The following is a 24,425-nucleotide window of genomic DNA, read 5'->3' on the forward strand; positions in this document are numbered from 1 at the left end:
CCGGTTGCCACTACATTTACAATATGGTCATAAATGCCAATGATGAAATGGGTGCCATTGAATTCGGGTCTCCTACAGTTGACTCTTTCGTTGATATTGAAAGCAATTATCAATGATGTAATCTTCTAAATGATATAAAAAATAACGGACTATCGTCGCGACAGCCCGTTATTTTTTTCATTACGGTTTAGCTTTTTATTGCCAAATATGGATAGATATTTAGTCGATTTCTTCGTCAGCCTCATAGCCACCCATTTCGCGGATAGCGTTCTTCAGCATGGTGTACTGCTGGAAGAGATGGTTGACAGGAACTTCACCCTTGGTGTAGTCGTGCATCGGGCTCTTGAGGAAGAAGCTGAGGAAGCGCTGGATTCCGTGACGGCCGGCGCGTGCTGCGAGGTCGCTCAGAAGCACGAGGTCAAGACAGAGGGGAGCTGCGAGGATTGAGTCGCGGCAGAGGAAGTTGATCTTGATCTGCATGGGATAGCTCATCCATCCGAAGATATCGATGTTGTCCCAGCCTTCCTTGCTGTCGTTGCGCGGGGGATAGTAGTTGATACGTACCTTGTGGTAGTAGCCTTGGTGGCCGCCTTCTTCAGCACCGCCGCAGTTTGCGTTGTAGAGGTCGGGCTGGTCTTCGGGTACGAGGATTGATTCGAGGGTTGAAAGCTTTGAAACTTCCTTGGTGCGGAAGTTGGCGGGTTCGTCAAGCACGAGACCGTCGCGGTTGCCGAGTATGTTGGTTGAGAACCATCCGTTGAGGCCGAGGCAACGAGTGCCGATGATGGGAGCGAAACCTGACTTCACGAGAGTCTGGCCGGTCTTGAAGTCCTTGCCAGCGATAGGCATGCCGGTCTGCTCGCTGAGTTCCCACATTGCGGGGATGTCAACAGTGGTGTTGGGTGCGCCCATGATGAAGGGTGCGCCTTCCTTGAGGGCTGCGTATGCGTAGCACATCGAAGGTGCGATGTGTTCCTTGTCGTCAGCCTTCATTGCAGCTTCGAGAGCTTCGATTGTGCCGTGGATCTTTTCGTCAACCGGAACATAGACTTCGGTTGAAGCGGCCCAGAGGACAACAACACGGTCAACTCCGTTTTCTTTCTTGAAGTTGCGGATATCTTCGCGGAGCTGTTCGGCCATTTCCCAGCGGGTCTTCTCGCCCATCACGTTGTCACCGTCGAGACGCTTTGCATAGTTCTTGTCGAAAGCGGCCTTCATGGGGACGATCTTTTCGAGTTCGTCCTTCACGGGTTCGATGTCCTTTTCCTGAAGCACTTCAGCATAGATAGCGCTCTGGTAGGCGTTGGCTGGATAAACGTCCCATGCGCCGAACACGATGTCGTTGAGGTCGGCCATAGGAACGATGTCCTTATAGTGGAGATATTTTTTGTCTGCTCCCTTGCCGACACGGATCTTGTCGTATTGGGTCATTGAGCCGACAGGTTTTGCGAGACCTTTGCGGGCCATGAGGACGCCGGTCATGAAGGTGGAGGTAACTGCTCCAAGTCCTACTACGAGTACGCCAAGCTTACCGTTGGCGGGTTTTACAGTAGATTTAGTCATGATGGTTGTTTACTTACTAATTGATAGTAAATTATTAAGGTTATGTTTAATTGTTTCTGACTTTGGATGCCCGCACTGTGGTTTGTGATGAAAGCGTGCGCTGCATTTCAGCCCCAAAAAGTACAGCTATTTTTTCGAATGTGAAATAATTTTTATTTAAAAATTCCACATGATTTGTGAAAAATCATTTAATAAAGCTCTATATGGTAAATATATCATAAATATAAGCTTATATCAGTATATAAAACACAATAAACGTTAACGTGGCAGCTTCGTCCCATCTTATATCCCGACTTGTCGATAGAATTTGACAGTGAGCGCTTTGCATGTTTTTTGCGTATGACACAGAATTTATAGTCCCGTTATTCTTACATGGATGAAAAGATTATAATTTATTGGTTCATGGTATTGGTGGAAGTTGCGATAATGGTAAAAGAACGACATAGCCCGTGTAACATCTCAAAGTCACACGGGGCTGTGTTATAATTTAAGGTATTAAGAACGATTGTCAGGGAAAGACTTATTCCACAGTCCAAGTTTCGCCGGCGAGGACCATGTCGCGGAGCGAGCTGAAGTTTTTGCGGGCGCGTACTTCGGCCACCTGTTCCTCGACAGCCTGATCGTAGGCGGGCGAGTCAACGTCGCGGATCACACCGAGTGCCAGCGGGAGGTCGTGGCCGTCCATCATGGCGAGCTGCTGGTGGAGGAAGTTTGACGGAGTGTGGGCGTCGTGAACGAGCACATCGTCCATCGTATAGCCCTCTTCACCGACCTTCACGGCTTTGAGCAGGAATCCGTCGCGGACGAGACCCATTTCATTGTCCTTGCCGAAGAGCATCTTCTCGCCGTGGACGAGATGGATTGTGCGCTCGGCGCGGTGCTCCTTGTCAGTGATGAAATTGTGGATGCCGTGGTTGAAGATTACGCAGTTCTGGAGGATTTCGACAACCGATGCACCCTTGTGGCGGGCGGCTGCGACGAGCACTTCTTGTGAAATCTGAAGCTCTACGTCGATGCTGCGGGCGAAGAAGTTGCCGCGTGCGCCGAAGACGAGTTCAGCGGGGATGAAGGGGTCTTCGGTAGTGCCGTAGGGCGATGACTTCGAAACGAATCCACGGTCGCTGGTCGGTGAATACTGACCCTTGGTGAGACCATAGATTTTATTATTGAAGAGGAGCATGTTGATGTCGATGTTGCGGCGCACTGCATGGATGAAGTGGTTGCCACCGATTGCGAGACCGTCGCCGTCGCCCGAAATCTGCCATACGGTCATGTCGGGGCGCGCTACCTTGAAGCCGGTGGCTATGGCTGCCGCACGTCCGTGGATGGTGTGGAAACCGTAGGTGTTCATGTAGTAGGGGAGGCGCGAGCTACAGCCGATGCCCGAGATGACAGCTGTCATGTGGGGAGGCACACCCACGGTGGCCATAGCCTTGTGGAGTGAGTTGAGGATGGCGTGGTCGCCGCAGCCGGGACACCAGCGCACTGACTGGCTGCTCTTATAGTTGGCGGGGGTATACTGAGTCTGTTCCATGATTATTAGTCCTCCATGATTTTAGTTACACCTTTGACTACTTCGCTCACAAGGAAGGGCTGGCCTTGAATCTTGTTGATGCGTTTGATGTTGAGACCGGGGAAGCGGGCCTGAAGATAGTCGGCGAACATGCCTGTGTTGAGCTCGGCCACGATTACGGTCTTGTAGCTGCTGAGCACTTCCTCCGTATTGGCGGGAAGCGGGTTGATGTAGTTGAAGTGGGCGAAGGCCACGGGCTTGCCGGCTGCACAGAGTTCGCCGGCGGCAGTGCGGAGATGGCCGTATGTGCCGCCCCAGCCGACGAGGATGGTGTCGGCCTCTTTCGGGTCGAGGACTTCGAGTGCGGGAATGTCGTTGGCGATGCGGGCGATCTTTTCGCGACGGGCCATGACCATCTTTTCGTGGTTGACGGGGTCGGTTGAGATTGCGCCTGTGTTGTAGTCTTTTTCAAGACCGCCCACGCGGTGCATGGCGCCTTCAGTGCCGGGGATGGCCCAGTAGCGCACGAGGTCTTCGTCCTTGCGGGTGTAGGGCTGCCATGCTTCGTCGACAGCGTTGGGAGCGAGCAACGGAGGATGTATTTCGGGAAGTTCCGAAGCTTCAGGGACGCGCCATGCGCTCGATCCGTTGCCGATGAAGGCGTCGGTGAGAAGGATGACGGGAGTCATGTGTTCCACGGCTATGCGTGCGGCTTCGAAAGCCATTGTGAAGCAGTCGGTCGGAGTGGACGCCGCCACAACTGCAAGTGGCGATTCACCGTTACGGCCGTAGAGCGCCTGCATGAGGTCGGTCTGCTCGGTCTTGGTGGGGAGACCGGTCGAGGGGCCACCGCGCTGCACGTCGACGATGACCAGCGGAAGTTCGGCGATGACGGCGAGGCCGATGCCTTCACTCTTGAGGGCGAGGCCGGGGCCTGAAGTGGAGGTGACTGCGAGATGTCCGGCGAACGATGCTCCGATTGCCGAGCAGACACCTGCGATTTCATCTTCCATCTGGACGGCTTTAACGCCGAGGTCCTTACGCTTTGCGAGTTCCTGAAGGATGTCGGTCGCAGGGGTGATGGGGTAGCTGCCGAGGAAGAGGGGACGGCCGCTCTTCTCCGATGCGGCGATGAAGCCCCATGCGGTGGCGGTGTTGCCGTTGATGTCGGTGTAGACACCGGGGACGGCCTCTTCGGTCTCGATGCGGTAGGTCGAGACGGTTGCGTGTATGTTGTTGCCGTAGTTGTAGCCGGCTTCGATAACCTTTGCGTTGGCTTCGAAGATGGCGGGTTTCTTGGCGAATTTGCCTTTGAGCATGCGGAGCGCGCCTTCGAGCGGACGGTCAAAGAGCCAGCAGACGAGTCCGAGGGCAAAGATGTTGCGGCATTTGAGGATGCTCTTGTTGTCGAGTCCGGAGTCCGCGAGGGCGGCTTTGGTCATCGAGGTCACGGGCACTTCAACTACCTGAGCCTTGATGTCGAGTTCCTTGAAGGGATCGAGGGTCTCGAAAAGTGCTTTCTTGAGATCTGCTTCCTTGAATGAGTCGATGTCGACGATCACTACTCCGCCTGGCTTGAGGAAGCGGATGTTCTGTTTGAGGGCTGCGGGATTCATGGCGATAAGCACGTCGCAGAGGTCGCCCGGTGTGTGGACGTCGACTCCGACGCTTACCTGAAAGCCTGACACTCCGCTGAGCGAACCTTGGGGGGCGCGTACTTCGGCCGGATAGTCGGGGAAGGTTGACACTTTGTTTCCTAACCCTGCGGATACATTTGTGAAAATGTTGCCTGCAAGCTGCATGCCGTCGCCGGAGTCGCCGGAGAAGCGGACCACAACTTTGTCGAGGGTCTTGACATTGGTCTTGTCTAACATAATGTGTGAAATTAAAGTTACAAGGTTTTCTATATGTTGTTCATGGTTGAAAAAATCTCGGGTTGGCGGCTTAAGCCTCGGATTGGCTCCGGGCTTTTTCCACTGCGTCAAAGCGGAGCGGTTGGCCGTGGGGCGCGGCGAAGACACCGTCGCTGTAGGCCGTCGCTCCGTTGACCATTGTCAGGCGTATGTTGTGGCTCAGGCACATTCCTGCGAGTGGTGTCCATCCGCATCGTCCGGCCATATCGCTGTCGGTGATTTTGACAGGGCGGACAGACGGGTCTACGGGGTCGAGGAGCACGAGGTCGGCATAGTAGCCCTCGCGGATAAATCCGCGCCGGTCGATGCCGAGCAGCCGGGCCGGATTGTGGCTCATTAGCTCGACGATGCGTTCAGGCCCGATGGATTCGAGCCGGGGGGCGGTGTCGAGCAGTTCGAGCATGGCGCGGAGCGAGAACTGCACCATCGGCATGCCTGACGCGGCGGTCAGAGCGTCGCCCTCTTTCTGCCGGAGGAGATGCGGGGCATGGTCGGTGGCGATGGTGTCGATACATCCTCCCGGGAGGAGTTCGCGCAGGAGGGCTATGCGGTCGGAGGCTTCCTTTATGGCGGGATTGCATTTGATGCGCGCTCCGAGACGGTCGAAATCATTGCGGTCAAAAAGGAGATATTGCGGACAGGTCTCGGCTGTGACGCTGACACCTTCGGCCTTGGCCTTCTTGATCATTTCCAGCTCATCGGCGGTGGAGATGTGGCAGATGTGGAGATGTGCGCCGGTCCGGCGGGCAAGTCCGATGGCTCTGCGGGTGGCTTCGATACATGCTTCGCGCGGGCGGACGTCGGGATGGCGTTCCACCGGGATTGTGCCTCCGCATTCGTCGAGCAGACGGTCGCGCGAGGTGCGGATGATGGCTTCGTCTTCGGCATGGACTGCGATGAGAGCGGGCGATTCAGCGAAGAGCCGGGTGAGGGTCGAGTTGTCGTCGACAAGCATGTTGCCTGTCGATGAGCCGAGGAAAAGTTTCACTCCTGCCACCTGCGAGTAGTCGGCAGCGAGCAGTTCGGTTATGTTGTCGTTGGTCGCGCCGATGAAAAATCCGAAGTTTGCGGCCGAAACCTCTGACGCGCGTTTGATTTTGTCGTCAACGGCCTTGCGGCTGACTGTTGCCGGCCGCGTGTTTGGCATGTCGACGTATGATGTGACTCCTCCTGCGACTGCTGCCCGGCTTTCGGTCTCGATGTCGCCTTTTTCGGTCAGTCCCGGGTCGCGGAAGTGGACGTGGGTGTCGATGACTCCGGGCATGAGCATGCCACCCCCGCAGTCGATGACTGTGTCTGCTTTCTGTCGGAGCGCGTTGAGCGAGTCAGGGCCGTCGCCGGAAGGGTTGATTCTTCGCCGGTGCGGACTATCAGTTGGCCGTCGGTCAGGACATAGCCTCTGTAGCGTCGGCCTTCATTTACGATTTCGGCGTTGTGGAGCAGGGTGACTGACATGGGGGTATTAGTCGCTAACTGTTGGTCAGAGGTAGCAATTGTTTAAGTATTAAGGATTAAGTGTTAAGTTAAGGATTGAGGGCCTTGCGATCGTATTTGTTGAAGAGGCTTGACCATTTCAGCCTGAGGACTCCGAAGAAGCCTTCGCTGAATATTCCGGAGCTCATCTTTGATGTGCCGAGCACGCGGTTGACGAAGATGATGGGAACTTCGACTATCTTGAATCCGTATTTATAGGCGAGAAATTTCATCTCGATCTGGAATGCGTAGCCTTTGAACCGTATATGGTCGAGCGGGAGGGTTTCGAGCACTTTGCGGCGGTAGCATACGAATCCGGCTGTCGCGTCGTTGATCGGCATGCCTGTGACTATGCGGACGTAGCGCGATGCGTAAAATGACATTAGCACCCGTCCCATCGGCCAGTTGACGACGTTGACCCCTGTGACATAGCGTGAGCCTACGGCGACATCCGCGCCTTTGACGGCGCATGCCTCGTAGAGTTTCATCAGGTCATCGGGGTTGTGGGAGAAGTCGGCGTCCATCTCGAAGATGTACTCATAGCCGTGTTCGAGCGCCCATTTGAAGCCGGCGATATAGGCAGTCCCGAGTCCGAGTTTGCCTTTTCGCTGAATCATGTGCAGACGGCCGGTGTGTGTAAGTTGAAGTTCCTTGACAATATCCGCTGTGCCGTCGGGCGAATTGTCATCAATAATCAAAACGTCAAATTTTCGGGACAGTCTGAAGACTGCCTCGATGATTGCGGCAACATTTTCCCTCTCGTTATAGGTGGGTATGATGACCACACTGTCAACAGTTGTCGTGACGGACTGCATATTGTCAGACCTTATAGGTGATTTTTTCTGGTGCAAAATTAGTGAATAAACTTTGTCCTGAACAAATAAAATCAAGAAAAATTTCTTTAAACAGCTACTTAATTCCGCTCTTTGTGAAAAATCTCAGTCCTGTCGTTGATGTCAATCGTATTTTTCGACAATCCAACTGTCGATGTTGCGGAGTGTGGACGAAAAGTTGACTCCTATTTTGATGATTTCCTTTCCTTCGGAGTAAAATGGGAGTGCATAACCCATGCGGTCAATCTGTTCGATGGCCTCACGCGGGGATTTGTCCAATTTGAATTCAAAAATAAAAATCCGGGAGTCGGTCTTGACGATAAGGTCGGCTCGTCCGCGGCTGCTACGGTATTCGGTACGTGTATAATAGCCCAAGAGCGTGAACACGAGATAGAGGACATTGTGGAAATGAAGTTCCGTCTCGCGTATCTGGTCGTAGGGAAAATCGGCGAATAGACTTTGAAGACGGTGCATGAAGCTGTCGACATTTCCGTTACTGATGTCGCGTGTGAATTCGCGGATGGCGAATGTCCCGTTTCCGTTGCGGATTGATGTGTAGTAGGGAAAGAGGAAGTTGAGAAAACCGCGTTCGACTTCTTTGTTCGGAAAGCCGAGGGTATAGAGGCCGAACTGCCGGTCAAAGTCGCGGATTGTCAGGTAGCCACTCTGATACATCAACGGAATTATTCCTGCCATTGCGAGGTCGAGGCCTTTAAGTTCGTCCTGTGAGGCTTCGGCTTTGTTAAGCCGGTCGAGCGGATAGTTTTTTTTCTGTAGCAGTCTCACCAGAAACGTAGGTGTGCCCGTTTCAAACCAATAGTCTCCGATCGATTCCGATGCAAGTGCGTTGAGTAGGCTGAACGGGTTGTAGATACCTTCGCATTCTGCGGGATCTGCGAATCGGTAGCCATCGTAGTTGCGACGGAGTTCTTCGGCCATTGCTGAGACCGGGATATTTCGTTTGTCCGCGAACGAACTGATGGCGGGAGTGAAGTAGCTGACTATTTCAGACTCTGCTACGCCACAGATGGCATTGTATTCAGGAAGAAATGATATGTCGCGCAGGTTGTTGAGATCGCTGAATATGCTTACTTTGCTGAACCGGGTGACTCCTGTGAGCATGGCCAGTTTGATGTAGCCGTCCATTGATTTCATCACACCGTAGAATCCTTTCAGCATGTTGCGGAATTCCTCCTGCAGTTCCGGTGAGGTCAGAGTTTGGGTCAGGGGCGTGTCATATTCGTCGACAAGTATCACTACCTGTCGGCCGGTCTTGTCATAAACGCCTTTGATTGCATTCTTGAATCTCAGAGCTACAGTGTGACCGTCTTCCGACAACCCGTAGTTTTTCTCGATTTCCGACAAGAAATAGTTGAGCACTTTGGTCAGGGTAGGGATGTCGTTATAGTTCTCGCCTGACAAATCGAGATGAAACACCGGATATTCTTTCCATTCTTTCTCGTATGTGGCGATTTCAAGACCTTCAAAGAGTTCTTTGCACCCTTTGAAATAGGCTTCGATGGTTGACATCAGCAGGCTTTTGCCGAATCGGCGGGGACGGCTCAGAAAATAGTATTTACCGGTGTCGACAAGTCGGCGGATATAGCCTGTCTTGTCGACATATATATAGCCGTTCCGGCGTATGTCGCGGAAATTCTGTATGCCTATAGGAAATTTGTATGCCGGTGTCATCATGAAAGCAAAGATATGAAATAAATTCTTTATTTCCAATCGCGCTTTTCCGGACTATAAGAAAATCCCCCGTCGCTGCTCACGCAGTGGCGGGGGATACTCATTATTACGTCATGTAAATATTAAGAGAATTGAAGTTGTTGTTCTGATTAAACTTCGTAGGCTAATGACATTTAGTCATTGGGTACGTTTTCAAGTCCTGAGGTCGGGTTTTCATGCGACCGCAGTGCCGTTGTTATCGCTGAATGTATTTTTTGCCGTTCTTGATTACGAGACCCTTGTAGTTCTCGTCGACTTTCTGGCCAAGAACGTTGTAGATAACGTCAGACTGGGGCTGTTCGTTGATGATGATGTCAGCGATTCCGCTTGTTTCAGAGTCAGCTGTGTAACCGTAGTTGGGAGCGCTGTAGTTATTATAGCCCATAGCATACAGGTTGATGTTCGCACCTGTCTCAGAGCCGAAAATATAGTATTTGTGACCTTCAGTTAGACCGACGGTGGCCTTGCTGATAAGAGTCTTGGTGTCAGTTATGTGCGACGAGCTCGCGAGGACGTAGGCACCTACTTCTTCGTTAACTGTGGCATCCCATACATACATAGTATATTTGTTTGAACCACGGTTGGAGAACAATGTCAGTTCGCCACCTTTCTTTGCCTCTACGGTAAAGATAGCATAGGGCTGCTTGATGCCTTCTGAGAGAGCCTCAAGAGCGTATACGGGATCGGCAGAACCATAACCTGCGGCAGAACCCATCTGGAATGCTCTATCGAACAGTGTGGTGTTGATGCCTGACATGCTGACATTTGCACCGGGCTTGGCAGTGCTGGCATTGTTCATCACTACTTTCAGGTCTTCGGAGTCGGCAACTACAGTCTCGTTGGGAAGTACATAGCCATACTTATAGTCGCCCAGAGAGCCTCATAACCGGCAGCCTTGGCATCATCCAAGGAGGGAGGAAGGATAGCAGTCGAGTATTTGGTTGCGTCAAATTCAGTTACAGAATATTTTTCTGATGAGTAAGGTGTATATACTATCTCATACAGGTTGATATTCGCACCTGTCTCAGAGCCGAAAATATAGTATTTGTGACCTTCGGTTAGACCGACAGTTGCCTTGCTGATAAGGGTTTTGGTGTCAGTTATGTGCGATGAGCTTGCGAGAACGTAGGCACCTACTTCTTCATTGACTGTGGCATCCCATACATACATGGTGTATTTGTTCGAGCCACGGTTGGAGAACAATGCCAGTTCGCCGCCGACTTTAGCCTCTACGGTAAAGATAGCGTAGGGCTGCTTGATACCTTCAGAAAGAGCTTCAAGGGCATATATAGGATCGGCAGAGCCATAACCTGCGGCAGAACCCATTTGGAATGATCTGTCAAACAAAGTAGTGTTGATGCCTGACATACTGATATTCGCTCCGGGTTTTGCTGTGCTTGCGTTGTTCATAACGACTTTGATAGCATCGTTGTCAACCAGCTGAGTTTCATTGGGGAGTACATAGCCGTACTTGTAGTCACCCCAAAGAGCTTCGTAGCCTGCTGTCTGAGCATCAGCTACTGTAGGAGGGACAATAACGGTCTGTGCGGTAGCGGCGATAGCCATGGCTGACGCAGCTGAGAAGAGTAAAAATTTCTTCATAGTAATTTTTTTATTAGGAATTATAAGCTGTTATCGGAGTATAAGTCCCCGGCCGAAAGGCCGGGGCTTTTTATAGTTGTCTGGTTGGATTTAGAAACCTTTGCCGGGAGTAGTGCCGTAGCCGTTGTCACCGTACTGATTCTTATTGTCAATCTGGTTGAGGAAGTCAGCCGAGATCGGGCGGAGATAGTGCCTTTCCGGGTTGAAGAATTTGGCAGCGCGTTTGTTATATTTAGCAAGGCGGTCTTCGAAGGCATGGTGACGCTTGAGGAGTGCCCAACGGTTAAGCTCACCTGCCATTTCACGGGCATATTCATCGAAGATAACGTCTTCGGTGACTGTGCCGAGCGCGGGAGTGGTTGCTCCGGGACGTGTGGCACGTATGCGCAGGGGCTCAAGATATTTCGCTGCAGCTGCTGGATCATTGAGTTGCTGACATGCTTCTGCTGCAATCAGATAGATTTCGGCTGTACGCATAATCATCATGTCGCCATTCTTTGTATTGAGACCGCTGCCCCATGAACCGTTGTAGCACCAGTTGAACTTGATAAGCGAGGGATAGAGCTGATAAGAGTTTGTGCCGTCAAACTGCTCGGTCTTGAACTCGGTTGAGTATTCGCTGCTGCCGTAGAGGTCATCGATATTGAGAGTGAAATACTGGCTCTGAGCTTTCTCTTCGGGAGTGCGGGTCTCTTTTGACATCACGATAGCAAAACGATTGTCGTCGAGAGCCACGGGATAGTCAACAACATAGGCGTTCTTGACCTGCAAGAGTTTGTCGGGGTTACCGGAGGTCTCACCCTTAGGCCACACGCCGGAGGGGACATACTGGTTGTAGGCACCGCCCTCGACCACTTTCATATCGATGTACGGATAGATTTTCTTGCCGGTAAATTTTGTGTTGATGCCATACTTCTTGACAATGGGAGGAGTGATTGTGACGCATGTGCCGGCATACGGGCCTACCCATTGGTGGTCGGGGTCAGTCATGGAGAACATGCCGAAGGCGGTCATGAAAGTGTTTTCCCAACGGCGGTCCCAAGAGGGATCGAAGACGTCGATAGAATACTTCGAGGGTGCGAATGTATTGTTGTTTGTGCGTCCGAGGTAGTAGTTACCCTTATCGCTCCTTGTGTAGAGGTCGGTGAGCTTGTTGGGGTTACAGATGGTATATGTGAAGAGGTTATTCTTCACATAGTAGTTTTTCATGTCTGAGAGCGTGGCGTTGGCTCCTGATGCGATAAAGAGAGCCTCTTTGTTGTTTCGGTTGTTTTCCTGCGCCCAGAGGTCGTCGATATTGTCATAGAGATAGACGTTGTAGGCAGAGGAATTGGTGATAATATCCTCGGCCACTTCGCGTGCACGCTGCCAGTATGACTTGCCGTCCTCTTGGAGACCTTCGCCAGCGCCTTGTGCGTAGGCACGGGCCAGGATGCCGAGGGCGGTCTTCTTAGTGACGCGGGCATAGTTGCCGTCGACAGGAGTGTTATCGAGGGCTTCGGCTGCCTCCTTTAGATCTGTGGTGATGGATTGGTAGAAATCCTCTACTGTGCTTCGGACGGGTTTTGTGTTCACATTGCCTACCTCCTCGGTGGTGAGGGTCACGGGTCCGTAGTATGTGACAAGGAGGAGATTATAGAAAGCGCGGAGAGTCTTGGCCTCGGCCACGATTTTAGCTTTTTCTTCCTCAGTGCCACCCACTACCTTGTCGGCATTGGCTATCACAGAGTTACAGGAGGGAATCGTGGTATATGCCTGCTTGAAGAGCTTGTTGGACGCATTGGTATTGGTGGTGAGTCCGTCGTAATAAATAAGCTGCTTTGCATAGTCGCGGTTGCCGGAGGGACAGAGCCACATGTCGGTTCCGCCTTCGGCCACGCTCAGGAAGTCATAGACGCTGTAGAGCTGTGTGGCGAGCGGTGAGTAGCAGTAAGTGGCAAGACCCTTCCAAGTCTCGAATGAGTCGACGGTCTCATTGCCGGCCGAGGGGTTATACTCGTCGAGACCACATGAAGTCAGGCCGAGAGTGGAACCCGCGAGCGCCACTAATGTATATTTGAGAAAATTTTTCATTGTTGTTGCTGTGGTTGTTTTTAGAATGTGAGATTAAGACCGAAAACAAATTGCTTGGTAAGGGGTAATTGAGGCTGCCGTTCATTTCAGGATCGTAGTCCTTGAGCAGGTCGCTCTTGGCGATTACAAGCGGGTTGGTGAGTGTGGTGTAGACGCGGAGCTTGCTGATACCGGCACGTTTCATGATGTTTTCGGGCAGTGTGTAGCCGAGTGTGATGTTCTTAATCTTGAAGTATGAACCGTCGACAAACTGCAGTGCGTAGTAACCGGTATAGCTGGTGATATCGCTGCTACTGTTGAGTGCGGGGAAGTAGTGGTTCTGGTCACCGGTCGCCTCAGTCCAATAGTCAAAGTAGGTGGGGAAGTTCGATGAGGCTGAGGGATCATATGAGCCGAGCATGTCGTATTTGATTGTCTGGCCGAAACGCATATACATATATACCGATAGGTCAAAGTTCTTGTAAGTGAAAGTGTTCTTCAGACCCAAAGTCCAGTCCGGAGAGTTGTGGCCGAGTACCTGATAGTCGTTGCCGCTGATAGTGTAACGGTTATCGGCATCGTAGTGCACGAGCTTGCGCTCGATTTCACCGTTGGCACCTTCGACATCTTCCCAACGTGAGAACTGACCGGGGCCGTCATGAATCATACCGGTACATATACCTTGAGGTCACCGGGCTTGCAGCCAAATACTGCGGCGTCTTCAGCCTCTGAAGTTTTCCATGTGCCCTGTAGCTTGTAGTGATAGTATGAGTTGACAGGATAACCTTTGTAGTATACAGGGCCGCCGTCTCCGTTGGTCATGTATTCCTGATCGGGTGTCATGAGCCGGGTGATTTCCTCGTGGTTGGCAGTAAATGTACCGTTGATGGTCCATGAGAAGTCGCCGGGGCGGCGCTCGATAAACGGACGGCCTGTTACTGCGAGTTCAATACCGTGGTTGAGGGTCTCACAGATGTTGACATTTGTTTTGTATTGTGTCGAGGCATTGAACGAACCGTTGTTGACAGGCAACAGGCGGCTGTAGATTACGCCTTCGGTTTTTGTGCGGTAGTAGTCGGCTGTGAGGTCAATGCGACCGTTAAGCACGCTTGCGTCGAGACCGAAGTTCCAGCTCTTTGACTTCTCCCATGTGAGCGAGAGGTTGGCGATGTTCTCGGTGAAGTAGCTTGTATCGGCGAGTCCGCCACCGAGGATAGTCATACCCGGGATGAGTGACGAGAAGCTTGAATAGGGGTCGATAGAGGCGGTACCGGTGACACCGTAGCCGACGCGCAACTTGAGGTTGTCGAGCCAGCTGCCACGCAGTTTGCTCATGAAGGGCTCATCGGAGATGCGCCATCCGAGCGAGAAGGCAGGGAAGGTGTCCCAGCGGTTTCCATCGGCAAGGCGCGACGAGCCGTCGTGGCGTACAGACACGCTTGCGAGATATTTGCCGGCGAATGAGTAGTTTATACGACCTACGAAACCGAGACCCTTCGACATCACATATTCCGATTTGGCCAATGTGTTTGCAATGTTAGCTTTGTTTTCGCTGAGGTTGTGCCACAGATAGGAGTTTGATGAAAGATTTGTGCCCTCGCCGTATATGCCTGACATGCGGTTGTGGTTCCATGATGTAACACCTGTAAGGGTGAAGTTATGGTCACGGTTGAGGATGAAATTATAGGTGAGGATGTTCTCCCACTTATAGTTGGCGTAATTGTCCTGGTCGACGTAAGCCTTCACATGGGCGTTGGTCCCTTCTACAGTGGTGGATTGGCTGTCGGCATAGTAGTTGTATGAGCCTTCACCCTGGAAGTAGTTGTGGGTGTTGTAGTGGAGCGTCGCGTTTAGGCGGCTCTCCCATGAGAAACCCTTGAACGGGGAGACACGGATGTAGGGGTTGAGGTAGATGCGTGTCTGCTGGTAGTTGTTGCGGTAGTTGCTCTTATTGTTGAGCAGGAGGCTCGCGTCCTGGCTTCCTGCTACCGGTGTACGGTTCACGTTGCCTTCCTCGTCGTAGAGAGAACCGATCGGACTCTGTGTGAGCATTCGGTCGAGCTTGGCATAGGCCGAGTTGCGGTAGGTGTAGCTGCCCTGAAGGTTGACACCGAGGTCGAGCCAGCTGCGCACCTTGTGGTCGATGCGGATGTTGGTAGAGTAAATCTTGTTGTTGTCGTTGGAGTACTGTCCTTCCTCGTCAGAGAAGTTGAGCGAGAAGTAGGCTTTGGTCTTCTCTGTGCCGCCGCTTACCGAAACGGAGTAGTTCTGCGTCACGCCGGTCTTGAGAAGGGCGTCGGTCCAGTCAATGGAGTTGGCGCCAAGCCATGAGTCAACTGTGAGATTCGGATTGAGGTCGAGCGCGCCCTGATAGGCTAAGGCCGCACTGCCGAGGATGTCAGTCGGATCGGTCGGGCCGCCGCCGGCGGTGATTGCCTGCTTGCGCAGTTCGTAAAATCCGCGTGAGTTGTAGACCTTAGGCACTGTCGACCATCCGTTGACACCGACGTAGGCGTTGAAGTTGACTGTCGTCTTACCTTCCTTACCGCTCTTTGTGGTAACGATGATGATACCGTTTGCACCTGACGAACCGTAGATTGCAGTCGAAGATGCGTCCTTGAGCACTTCGATGCTTTCGATGTCATTCGGGTTGATGGTGTTGATGTCGCCGGGCATGCCGTCAATTATATAGGTGGGGGTGCCCGATGCGGTAAACGAACGGTTACCACGCAGCTGCACTGACGGAGTGGCACCTGCCTGACCCGACGCGCGGGTGATGTCGAGACCTGCCACCTTGCCTTGGAGAGCGTCCATGGCGTTTGAGGTTGGCGAGAGGGTGATGTCTTCGTTCTTTACCGATGCGACAGCACCTGTGAGGTCACGTTTTTTTATAGTACCGTAGCCGATTGCCACAACTTCATCGAGGACATTGGAGTCGAGTTCCATTGTGACTTCGATAGAGCTGCGTCCGTCAACTTTGACTGACTGGGGTTTGTAGCCGATGTATGAGAAATGGAGAGTTGCGCCGGGGCGGACATTGAGTGTGAACTGGCCGTCGAAATCGGTTGCCACACCGACTTTTGTTCCCTCTTCAAGTACGGAAACACCAATCATGGGTTCGCCGTTTTCGTCGAGGACCACGCCTGTAACGCGCTGTGTTGTTGCAACTTGTTGGCTTTCAACGGGCTGACCCCCCCTACTGTCAGAAGCCTGAACAGTCTGAGCTGCACCACCCATAAGGCATAAAGCAAGCGCTGTGCATGCCAGCTTCCTGTCGGTCACGGGGTTGAACCCTGACACAGGAGCCTTGGAGTTTCTTTTCATGATGCTGGTTAAATATGAGATTGAGTGTGAAAAATTATTGACGAATTATTGACTACGATTAAATACTGATAAAAGTTATTTAAGGCAATTTTGGTAAATAATGGCAAATGTAGGTAAATTTTTTCGAATCAGACAACAGTTTTGCACTAAAAAGTTAGAAAAATGTCCGAAAATGGTCATTTTGTGCCCGCATAGGGGACAAAAAGGTCAAAAAATGGTGATTTTCAGACTGCCTTATTGTCCGCAACCAAAGAATACTTATTGTTTCAGGATTGTTTTGCTGGCAGAGTCAGACAGAATCTGGTCGGGGTTGCGGCCGGGGCTGAGCTTAGCGACAGCGAGCCGCCGTTTGCCATGACGAGCCGCCGGCTTAGACTCAGTCCTATGCCTGAGCCTTGTGGCCGGGTGGTGAAAAATGGTGTGAAAATCCTCGGGGCGATGTCTGAGGGGATCGGGTGGCCGTCGTTTTCGATTTCGATGCGGATTGAGGTGTCGGCTATGGATGCGCGTATTGCGATGAGTGCCGCTCCGGCCTCGGCAGCATTTTTAATAAGGTTGACTATTACTTGCCGCAACTGGCCGCGGTCGGCAAACAGGGTCAGCGACACCGAGGGCAGGGAGACAATGAAATCGGGGTTGTGGGGGCTTACAGGAGCTATGGTGTCGGGATAAAGGTCTGTTGGGGCGCTGAATCCGGCGCGCGCGAGGCTTATGCAGTCCTCAATCAGAGGGCGGATGTCAAACAGTGATTTTTCGGGTAGAGGAAGCGATGATATGCGCCTGTAGTTACCGACGAAATCTTTCAGGCCGCGCGTCGAGCTGCTTATCACGTCGAGTCCGCGGGTCATATAGTCGTTGTCGCCTTCGTAGCGCATACGGAGGGTTTCGGCGATGGAGACTACGGGTGCGATGCCGTTCATGATTTCATGGGTGAGCACGCGGCTCATTTCCGACCATGTTTCTACGGAGGTGTCTTCGAGCTGACGGGTGATGTCGTCGAGTGTGACGATGAGCAGGCGGAGGCCGTCGTGGCGGGTGAAGGCCGAGGTCTTTACGGCGAGATTGCGGACGGTTGCGTTGAGTCCTGTGGGGAGGCCGTCAAGGAGCCGGGTCAGCTCGGACCATGAATCCGAGAGAGCCGAGAGGCGGGTTAGCGCCTGACGGCCGAGCAGACTGAGGGCAGCGGGTTTTGCGAGGATGATGTGGCCTGTCGGGGTGATGACTATCACGCCTGTAGCCACGGCGCCGGTTATCGATTCGTAGTATTTTTCGGTTTCTGAGATTCGGATTCTGAGCGCTGAAAGGCTTTGTGCTATGCGGTTGAGGGTGGCGTTGACCTCACTGTCGGAATTGGCCGGGAAGCGGAGCGATGTGTCGGCCGATTCGATTGCTTCAAGCAACATTCTGAGCTGGCGGTGTGTCCGGGTGATGTAACGGTAGGCCGTGTATGCTCCCCATGCGATGAGGAGGATAGCGGTGATGGTGAGTATGGCTGTCTGGGCTGTTGTCACTTGTCGGAGGTGGAGTATCGGCGATGGACGCTGAACGTCTTATTGTAGGTGATGGCGCTTTAGCTTATTGTAGAGAGTCTGGCGGGTGATTCCGAGCCTCTCGGCGGTTGCCGAGAGGTTGCCGCCGTTGTCGGCGAGGGCTTCAGAGATCATTCGTCGTTCCATCTGTTCGAGCGTCGTTGCGGGCGGATTGACCGGGCTGTCGTCGGATCGGTTGTGAGGTTGATTGCCAGTCTGTGTTGCGGCATGAAGGAGTGTCTGGAGGAGACGGGCATTGTTCCACGGTTTGGTCACAAAGTCGGCAGCGCCGTCTTTCAGTCCTTGGACGGCCAGCTCTATTTCTGCATAGGCGGTGAACAGGACCACAGGGGTGGTGGGGGAGAGGCGCCGGATTTCGCTCAGCCAGTACAGGCCCTCGTTGCCGTTTGTAACGGGTGAGCTGAAGTTCATGTCGAGCAATACGCATGATGGCTTCTCCTCGCGCAGCAGCTGGGGGATGCGTGAGGGGGAGGTGGTGGTGAGAACGCGGTCAAACTTTATTTCTGCCAGAAGTCTGACTGCGGCAAGCACCGAGCGGTTATCGTCGACAACGAGGAGGGTCATTTTGTTTAAGTGTTCGAAATGTTAAGTACTTTATACTAAGTATTAAGTACTAAGTATAAAGTATTGGTCGGGGATTATGTGACTGCAAATCTACTGTTTTTTCTGGATTTCGCCAACGATAGTGCCGTCGAATAGGTGGATGACACGTGAGGCGTATGCTGCGTCGCGGTCGGAGTGGGTGACCATTACGATGGTGGTGCCTTCGCGGTTTAGCCCGGAGAGCAATTCCATGATTTCACGTCCGTTTTTCGAGTCGAGATTGCCCGTAGGTTCGTCGGCAAGGATGAGGCGTGGATGTGTCACAAGGGCGCGTGCGATGGCTACACGCTGCTGCTGACCGCCCGAAAGTTGCTGCGGGAGGTGGGAGGCGCGGTGTGACATATTGACCTTTTCGAGCATTTCGCCCACGCGCTTGCGACGTTCGCTCCGGCTGAGGCCGAGATAGGTCAGCGGGAGTTCGACATTGTGGGCCACGTCGATTTCGTCGATGAGGTTGAAGCTCTGGAACACGAAGCCTATATGGCCTTTACGAATCTGCCCGCGTTCTTTTTCCTTTAGGGCTGATACTTCACGTCCGTTTAGCTTGTAGCTTCCGGATGTCGGTGAGTCAAGGAGTCCGATGATGTTGAGCAGGGTAGATTTTCCGCACCCGCTTGGGCCCATGATAGCGATAAATTCACCGGGAGCGATGTCGAGGTTGACACCGTTGAGTGCTATGGTTTCGATTTCGTCAGTGCGGAAATATTTTGAAATAGCCGTTGTTTTAATCATCTTTTTTATTGTTTAATGGTTAAGGAGCGTGGGTATAAAATGTGAATTATCGAGCGGATTTTAAAAGTCTGAAACTTCGTTACACATTATATTTTACTCTGATTTGAGCCTGTTGACAGGATTTTCGTTGGCGATGCGGTAGGTGACGGCTATGACACACCCAGTCACGAGTATGAGGACTGTCAGACCGGCAAGTATGTACCATAGGCCGATGTGCGAGGCTGTGACTGAGAAGTTGCTGAGCCAGATATGCCCGATATAGGCTGCGCAAAGCACTCCGAGAATGATGGCAGGAATGGCTATACGAGCCACATCGGCAATAATAAGGCTGACAATATCGGAGGCTTCAGCGCCATTGACTTTACGGATGGCTATCTCTTTGCTGCGCCGCTGCACTTCGTCGCGTGCAAATCCGATTAGTCCCATTAGTGAAATGAAAATCAATGCGACAGAGGCGATGAGGGCGGAGTTTCGGAACATGCGCACATCGGAGTAGATTTCGATGGCCTCTTCGGGCATTTTTACAGGTGCGAAATCATAGGCAGGAAAAGTTCCTGAGAGAAAATCGACAAGTTTTATGAAGTTCTGGTCGAATGGTTCTTTTATTTTCAGATATGAATTACCGGAGAATCCACCGTAAATAAGGCATATGGGACGAAGTTCTTCGAAAAATCCGCCTAACTGATAGTCTTTTGCTATGCCTACAAGCTTTAGTGAAACCCCGAAGCCTTTGTTGGAATACAATTGGCCTATATCTTCGGGAGTAAGGTTCATGCGCCGTCCGAATTCTTCGGTTATGACGACTTCTCCATCGCGTTCAATGCCTCTGCCGGCGACAATTCCGATTTCCATCGCATCAAGGAAGTTTTCGTCGATCCATTCGAAACGGGTGTTGAAGAGGACGTTTCCGGCATCATCATATATGTGCTGGCCGCTGTAGCCCCATAATGGATCGGAAACTGAAGCTGTCAGTTTTTCGACATATGGCAGCTGCTTGAGTGTTGATTTCAAAGCTTCCTTGTCGAGCTGATAGGGAATGTTGATTTTTGCCATGCGTTCGACGGAGAAACCCATGTCGTGGCCTGTGATTTCACTGTATTGTGCGCTGACAACAGTCATCAGTGTCCCGACGAAGGCCACACCGCCTATCTGGATGAAAAGGAGTGTGCGTTTCCACGCGCTATTGCGCTCGGTGAAACGTCGGAACACCTGAGTGACCGGTATTTTCGAAAATATCTGTCCCGGCAAGAGACCTCCGAGCAGGAAGAAGAATGTAAGTACTGAGAATGGAATCCACAACCGTGAAGTGGCGAAGATATCGTCAAGAGAAAGCGAGAGAGTATCTGAAATCAGTTTCTCAAATACGAATATCATGATGACCATAACTACGCAAGCGCTCGTAAGCACAATGAAAGTTTCGCATAGAAACATTCGCATTATAGTACCGTTTCCCGCGCCGGAGCATTTATGTATTCCGATTGCTTTTGAGCGGCGTGATAGGGCGGCTATTGTCAGAAGCGCGTAGTTAAGAGTAGTCATCAACAACAGAGAGACACCGAGAATCCACATCACAAGATTGATTCTTTTGACGGATTCATACTGCAGGTATGTCCGGCTTATCGGGTTGCACGAAACCTCGCTTCGATACGAGTCAGTGTCCGGAACGTGCGATTGATAGGTCAGATTGAGTTTGCGTCTTATCTCTTCGCCTTTTAACCCGGTGTCAGGTTTTAATCTGAAATAGATAAGCCAGTTGTCAGCTCCGGTCCATTCTTGGTAGCGTTGGTAGCTTCGCCATGTCGGTTGCGATAGAAGGGCTTTGAATGGTTCGATGGTTACATTTTTAGGCAAATCTTTGAATACGCCTTTGACTATGACGGTGGTTTCGCGGTCAAGAGAAAGGGTCTTCCCTATAGGGTTTTCCTCGCCGTAAATATTGCGGGCTGTCGATTCGCTGAGATAGATTATATCTGGTACAGCCATGTCAGCGGACGGGTTTCCGATTAACACTTCAAGTCCCATAGTCTTGAAAAACATGGAGTCGACAGCCAGTTTCGGAATGTCGATACGGCGGTCTCCGAGAAATAGAGGAGGAAAGGAGTGACGGCCGACGGCTGTTGCGGATATGACATCGTTTCCCAATGCCTCCATGACGCATTCCGCGAGTTTTCCGGGACAAGAGTTGAACGGTCCTAACTTCTCGCCGTTGATGTCGTATGACATCCATATCTGGTATAGATTGTCACGGTCGGGGAAGCAGGTATCATAATTGTAGTTGTAGTCGAGTCGTCCGAATACAAGTGTGCTCACAAGCAGCCCGACCGCAACCGAAATGATTTTGATTGTATTAGCTCCCTTCTGAGTGAGCATTGAGTGGATGACATAGTAGAGTTTCACTGAGAGAATAAATTATAATGGTGAGTGATTACTATGCAAAGTTAGCGCAGTTTTTCGCGGTGTGACTGTAAAATAAAGAGCAGCAGGGTGTTGCCTTGCCGCTCAAAATGCAAAAGTGTAAAATATTTTTACAATCTCTGTAATGGTGGAATGTTTATGTCATTCTGTTGGTCGAGGAACAACTCACAGATTGTTGACAGCCTCGCGTATCATGCACAGACGGCTCAGGAGCTGTGGCATGCGGTCGAGCGGGAGCATGTTTGCGCCGTCGCTTTTGGCTTTGGATGGTTCGGGATGGGTTTCCATGAAGAGGCCGTCGACACCGACTGCGATTCCGGCACGGGCGATAGGTTCAATAAGGTCAGGGCGTCCGCCTGTCACGCCGGCTGCCTGATTGGGCTGTTGGAGGGAGTGTGTAATGTCAAGTATGACAGGTGCTCCGAACTTCTGCATCTCGGGAATGCCGCGATAGTCAACAACGAGATCCTGATAGCCGAATGTCACACCTCGTTCGGTCAGTGCAACGTTGTCGTTTCCGGCATCGCGCACTTTTTGCAGTGCGAACTGCATGGATTCGGGTGACAGGAACTGACCTTTCTTAATGTTCACCGCGCGTCCTGTGCGCGCTGCCGCGACAAGAAGGTCGGTCTGTCGGCAGAGAAAAGCCGGAATCTGCAATATGTCGACGAATTCTGCTGCCATAGCAGCCTCGTCGGCTGCATGAATGTCTGTGACGACAGGTATGCCGAATGTTTTGCGTACTTTGGCAAGTATGCCGAGGGCTTCAATGTCGCCTATGCCTGTGAAAGAATCAAGACGCGACCGGTTTGCTTTGCGGTACGAGCCTTTGAATACGAATGGAATGCCGAGACGGTAGGTGGTTTCCACAAGCTTTTCAGCTATGTCGAGAGCCATTTTTTCCCCTTCGATAACACACGGTCCGGCAAGGAGGAAGAACATTGGCTGTGATGAGTAGTCGGTAAATGAAAACACAGTAGGAATTTTGAAATGGTAAGTGTGAATAAGTATTAAGCTGTGGTTATGATAGGAGTTTTGAATCGAGGATGTGGCATGCGGAAAGGGCATAGAGGGCTGCGGTCTCTGTGCGTAGACGGTTGTCGCCGAGTGTCACCGGGCGGAAACCGGCTGCAAGGGTGTGCTCTATTTCCGAAGGCGAGAAGTCACCCTCAGGACCGATGAGAATGAGGGTGTCAAGCCCCGGCTGATAGCTCTGCGCGAAGTCAATGCGGGGGATGGTCGGATCGCAGTAGGCCACGACCCTCTGAGCTTCAGGCATCATCTTTATGACCTCGCGCAACGGAGTCATTCCCATTATTGTCGGAAGTGTAGCCTTCAACGATTGTTTCATTGCCGATATGGCAATCTTTTCAAGCCGTTCGGTTTTGATCTCACGTCTTTCGCTGCGTTCACAGAGCAGTGGAATGATTGTGTTGACTCCAACTTCGGTCATTTTTTCGACAAGCCACTCCATGCGGTCGTTATGTTTTGTGGGTGCTACCGCTACAGCCAGATTCTGTTTCCAAGGCAGTGGCATTGGAGTGGATGAGATTATTTCGACTGCGGCGTGCTTGTGGTGGGCGTCGGCAAGACGGCAGGTGTATGCCGTACCGCGTCCGTCGATGACCTGAAGTTCGTCGCCTTCACGCATACGAAGCACTTTGACCGCGTGGCGCGAGTCGCTTTCGGGCAGTTCAAGGGTTTCCTTGATGTCAGGGGCAAAAAATTGTATCATTCGTCAATCATACCGTCTGCACCTGAGTTGACTTCGTCAATATTGGCTTTTACAGTCGAGGCCGACGGTTGTTTGTTGTCTTTAAATATGAACATGAATAGTATTGCTATCACAAGGGCGTATGCCGCGAAGATGAACCATGAAGTTTCCCAACCGGCATGCTGAGCTTCAGGGGTGGTCTGTGAGAATACGAAATAATTCACGATTCCCTGTGCGCAAAGAGTTCCGATTGTCGCTCCGATGCCGTTTGTCATTATCATGAACAGACCTTGTGCGCTGCTTCGGATGTCACTTGTCGTTTCCTGATCTACGTAAAGACCGCCGGAGACATTGAAGAAATCGAACGCTATGCCATAGACGATACATGAAATGACAAGAAGCCAAAGTCCGTCGCCTGTGTTTCCAAGACCAAAGAATCCGAAGCGGAGCACCCATGCGAACATAGACATAAGCATTACACCTTTTATTCCCAGCTTTTTCAGACAGAACGGAATCAGAAGGATACACAGAGTCTCGCTCATCTGCGACAGCGATATGAGAGCATTGGCATTGTGTGCTCCCCATGTGTCGGCATACTCGGCTATTTCAGAAAAAGAGGTGATGAAGGTGTTGCCGTAGCTGTTTGTTATCTGGAGAGATACTCCGAGAAACATACTGAACAGGAAGAATATGGCCATTCTTTTCTGCTTGAATAGTCTGAAGGCTTTGAGACCGAGGGCATCTGCAACGGAGCTTGCAGCCTCTTTCTTCGTCAGACATGACGGAAGTGTAAGCGCATAGGCTGCGAGTATGAAACTGAGCACAGCCGATGTTATGAGCTGCCATGCGTTGGTCTGGAACTGTGTGAAGTTGACAAACAGCATCGAGCAGATGAAACCGACAGTGCCGAATACACGTATCGGAGGGAAGTGTTTGATGGTGTCAAGTCCGGCCCGGTTGAGTGCGTTGAATGCCACAGAATTGCCGAGTCCTATTGTCGGCATGAAGAAGGCTACGGATATGGTGTAGAGAGTAAATAGCGGCCCGAATTCGACCTGTGACGTTGTCAGACAGTATATTCCGGCTGCAGCCATGAAACATCCCGCGAGAAGATGACAAAGACTGAGCATGCGTTGGGCCTGCACATAGCGGTCGGCGATAATGCCTATGACAGCCGGCATGAAGAGCGAAACGATACCTTGGACAGTGTAGAACCATCCGATTTGTTTTTCAAGGCCGATGGAATAAAGAAAATTGCCGAGGGAGATAAGATATGCGCCCCAGACACCGAACTCCAGAAAGTTCATCAGCGCAAGGCGGAGTTCTATGGGTCGGATTTTAATCATGTCTGTTTAGTTTTTTGTTAGAGGTTAGATTCAGGAAACCTGTGTCTTTACAGGCGTTTTA

At 51.7% G+C, this 24,425-nt stretch carries 19 protein-coding genes; all 19 read right to left on the reverse strand.

What is annotated here, in order from left to right; translation table 11 throughout:
- Positions 1–219: 219 nt before the first annotated feature.
- The 19 genes from E7747_RS06385 to E7747_RS06475 all read right to left on the reverse strand — a co-directional run bounded on the left by E7747_RS06385 (position 220) and on the right by E7747_RS06475 (position 24,364).
- Positions 220–1,563 carry an inositol-3-phosphate synthase gene (locus E7747_RS06385; protein ID WP_136414827.1) on the reverse strand — a complete coding sequence of 448 codons (1,344 nt, stop codon included), beginning with the start codon at positions 1,561–1,563 and terminating at the stop codon, positions 220–222.
- Positions 1,564–2,083: 520 nt separating this feature from the next.
- The gene (locus tag E7747_RS06390) at positions 2,084–3,097 is read right to left on the reverse strand and encodes a 2-oxoacid:ferredoxin oxidoreductase subunit beta (protein WP_136414829.1); all 1,014 of its coding nucleotides are present in this window, start codon (positions 3,095–3,097) and stop codon (positions 2,084–2,086) included.
- A gap of 5 nt (positions 3,098–3,102) precedes the next feature.
- Complete coding sequence (locus E7747_RS06395; RefSeq protein ID WP_136414831.1) at positions 3,103–4,950, reverse strand: 2-oxoacid:acceptor oxidoreductase subunit alpha; 1,848 nt, start codon at positions 4,948–4,950, stop codon at positions 3,103–3,105.
- 70 nt (positions 4,951–5,020) lie between these two features.
- A complete protein-coding gene (locus E7747_RS06400; protein WP_136414833.1) occupies positions 5,021–6,259 on the reverse strand; it encodes an amidohydrolase family protein in 1,239 nt (412 codons plus the stop codon).
- A complete protein-coding gene (locus E7747_RS06405; protein ID WP_136414835.1) occupies positions 6,205–6,444 on the reverse strand; it encodes a hypothetical protein in 240 nt (79 codons plus the stop codon). The genes E7747_RS06400 and E7747_RS06405 overlap by 55 nt, the downstream gene beginning before the upstream one ends.
- A 68-nt stretch (positions 6,445–6,512) precedes the next feature.
- Complete coding sequence (locus tag E7747_RS06410) at positions 6,513–7,277, reverse strand: polyprenol monophosphomannose synthase (protein WP_123613604.1); 765 nt, start codon at positions 7,275–7,277, stop codon at positions 6,513–6,515.
- A gap of 141 nt (positions 7,278–7,418) precedes the next feature.
- A complete protein-coding gene (locus tag E7747_RS06415) occupies positions 7,419–8,990 on the reverse strand; it encodes an ATP-binding protein (RefSeq protein WP_228449275.1) in 1,572 nt (523 codons plus the stop codon).
- Positions 8,991–9,222: 232 nt separating this feature from the next.
- Positions 9,223–9,825: a hypothetical protein gene (locus tag E7747_RS06420; protein ID WP_136414837.1), complete on the reverse strand. Its 603-nt coding sequence runs from the start codon at positions 9,823–9,825 to the stop codon at positions 9,223–9,225.
- A 29-nt stretch (positions 9,826–9,854) separates the two neighbouring features.
- The gene (locus E7747_RS06425; RefSeq protein WP_136414839.1) at positions 9,855–10,628 is read right to left on the reverse strand and encodes a hypothetical protein; all 774 of its coding nucleotides are present in this window, start codon (positions 10,626–10,628) and stop codon (positions 9,855–9,857) included.
- Between the two features lie 90 nt (positions 10,629–10,718).
- The gene (locus tag E7747_RS06430; protein ID WP_136414841.1) at positions 10,719–12,701 is read right to left on the reverse strand and encodes a RagB/SusD family nutrient uptake outer membrane protein; all 1,983 of its coding nucleotides are present in this window, start codon (positions 12,699–12,701) and stop codon (positions 10,719–10,721) included.
- Positions 12,619–13,347 carry a hypothetical protein gene (locus E7747_RS06435; RefSeq protein ID WP_136414843.1) on the reverse strand — a complete coding sequence of 243 codons (729 nt, stop codon included), beginning with the start codon at positions 13,345–13,347 and terminating at the stop codon, positions 12,619–12,621. Before E7747_RS06435 ends, E7747_RS06430 begins: the two co-directional genes overlap by 83 nt.
- Positions 13,344–16,004: a SusC/RagA family TonB-linked outer membrane protein gene (locus E7747_RS06440; RefSeq protein WP_136414845.1), complete on the reverse strand. Its 2,661-nt coding sequence runs from the start codon at positions 16,002–16,004 to the stop codon at positions 13,344–13,346. The genes E7747_RS06435 and E7747_RS06440 overlap by 4 nt, the downstream gene beginning before the upstream one ends.
- Positions 16,005–16,270: 266 nt before the next feature.
- Positions 16,271–17,515 (reverse strand): sensor histidine kinase, encoded by a 1,245-nt coding sequence (locus E7747_RS06445; RefSeq protein ID WP_136414847.1) that lies wholly within the window; start codon positions 17,513–17,515, stop codon positions 16,271–16,273.
- Positions 17,516–17,554: 39 nt separating this feature from the next.
- The gene (locus E7747_RS06450) at positions 17,555–18,118 is read right to left on the reverse strand and encodes a response regulator transcription factor (RefSeq protein WP_136414849.1); all 564 of its coding nucleotides are present in this window, start codon (positions 18,116–18,118) and stop codon (positions 17,555–17,557) included.
- A gap of 90 nt (positions 18,119–18,208) precedes the next feature.
- Positions 18,209–18,889, reverse strand: a complete 681-nt coding sequence (locus tag E7747_RS06455) for an ABC transporter ATP-binding protein (protein WP_123613599.1) — start codon at positions 18,887–18,889, stop codon at positions 18,209–18,211.
- A 93-nt stretch (positions 18,890–18,982) separates the two neighbouring features.
- The gene (locus E7747_RS06460) at positions 18,983–21,286 is read right to left on the reverse strand and encodes an ABC transporter permease (protein WP_136414851.1); all 2,304 of its coding nucleotides are present in this window, start codon (positions 21,284–21,286) and stop codon (positions 18,983–18,985) included.
- A gap of 183 nt (positions 21,287–21,469) precedes the next feature.
- Entirely contained in the window at positions 21,470–22,246 is a 777-nt protein-coding gene (kdsA, locus tag E7747_RS06465) for a 3-deoxy-8-phosphooctulonate synthase (RefSeq protein WP_136417062.1), read from the reverse strand.
- Between the two features lie 79 nt (positions 22,247–22,325).
- Positions 22,326–23,039 carry a 16S rRNA (uracil(1498)-N(3))-methyltransferase gene (locus tag E7747_RS06470; RefSeq protein ID WP_136414853.1) on the reverse strand — a complete coding sequence of 238 codons (714 nt, stop codon included), beginning with the start codon at positions 23,037–23,039 and terminating at the stop codon, positions 22,326–22,328.
- The gene (locus E7747_RS06475) at positions 23,036–24,364 is read right to left on the reverse strand and encodes an MFS transporter (RefSeq protein ID WP_136414855.1); all 1,329 of its coding nucleotides are present in this window, start codon (positions 24,362–24,364) and stop codon (positions 23,036–23,038) included. The genes E7747_RS06470 and E7747_RS06475 overlap by 4 nt, the downstream gene beginning before the upstream one ends.
- Between the last annotated feature and the right edge of the window lie 61 nt (positions 24,365–24,425).

It is taken from the genome of Duncaniella dubosii (assembly GCF_004803915.1).
Taxonomy (GTDB): Bacteria; Bacteroidota; Bacteroidia; order Bacteroidales; family Muribaculaceae; genus Duncaniella; species Duncaniella dubosii.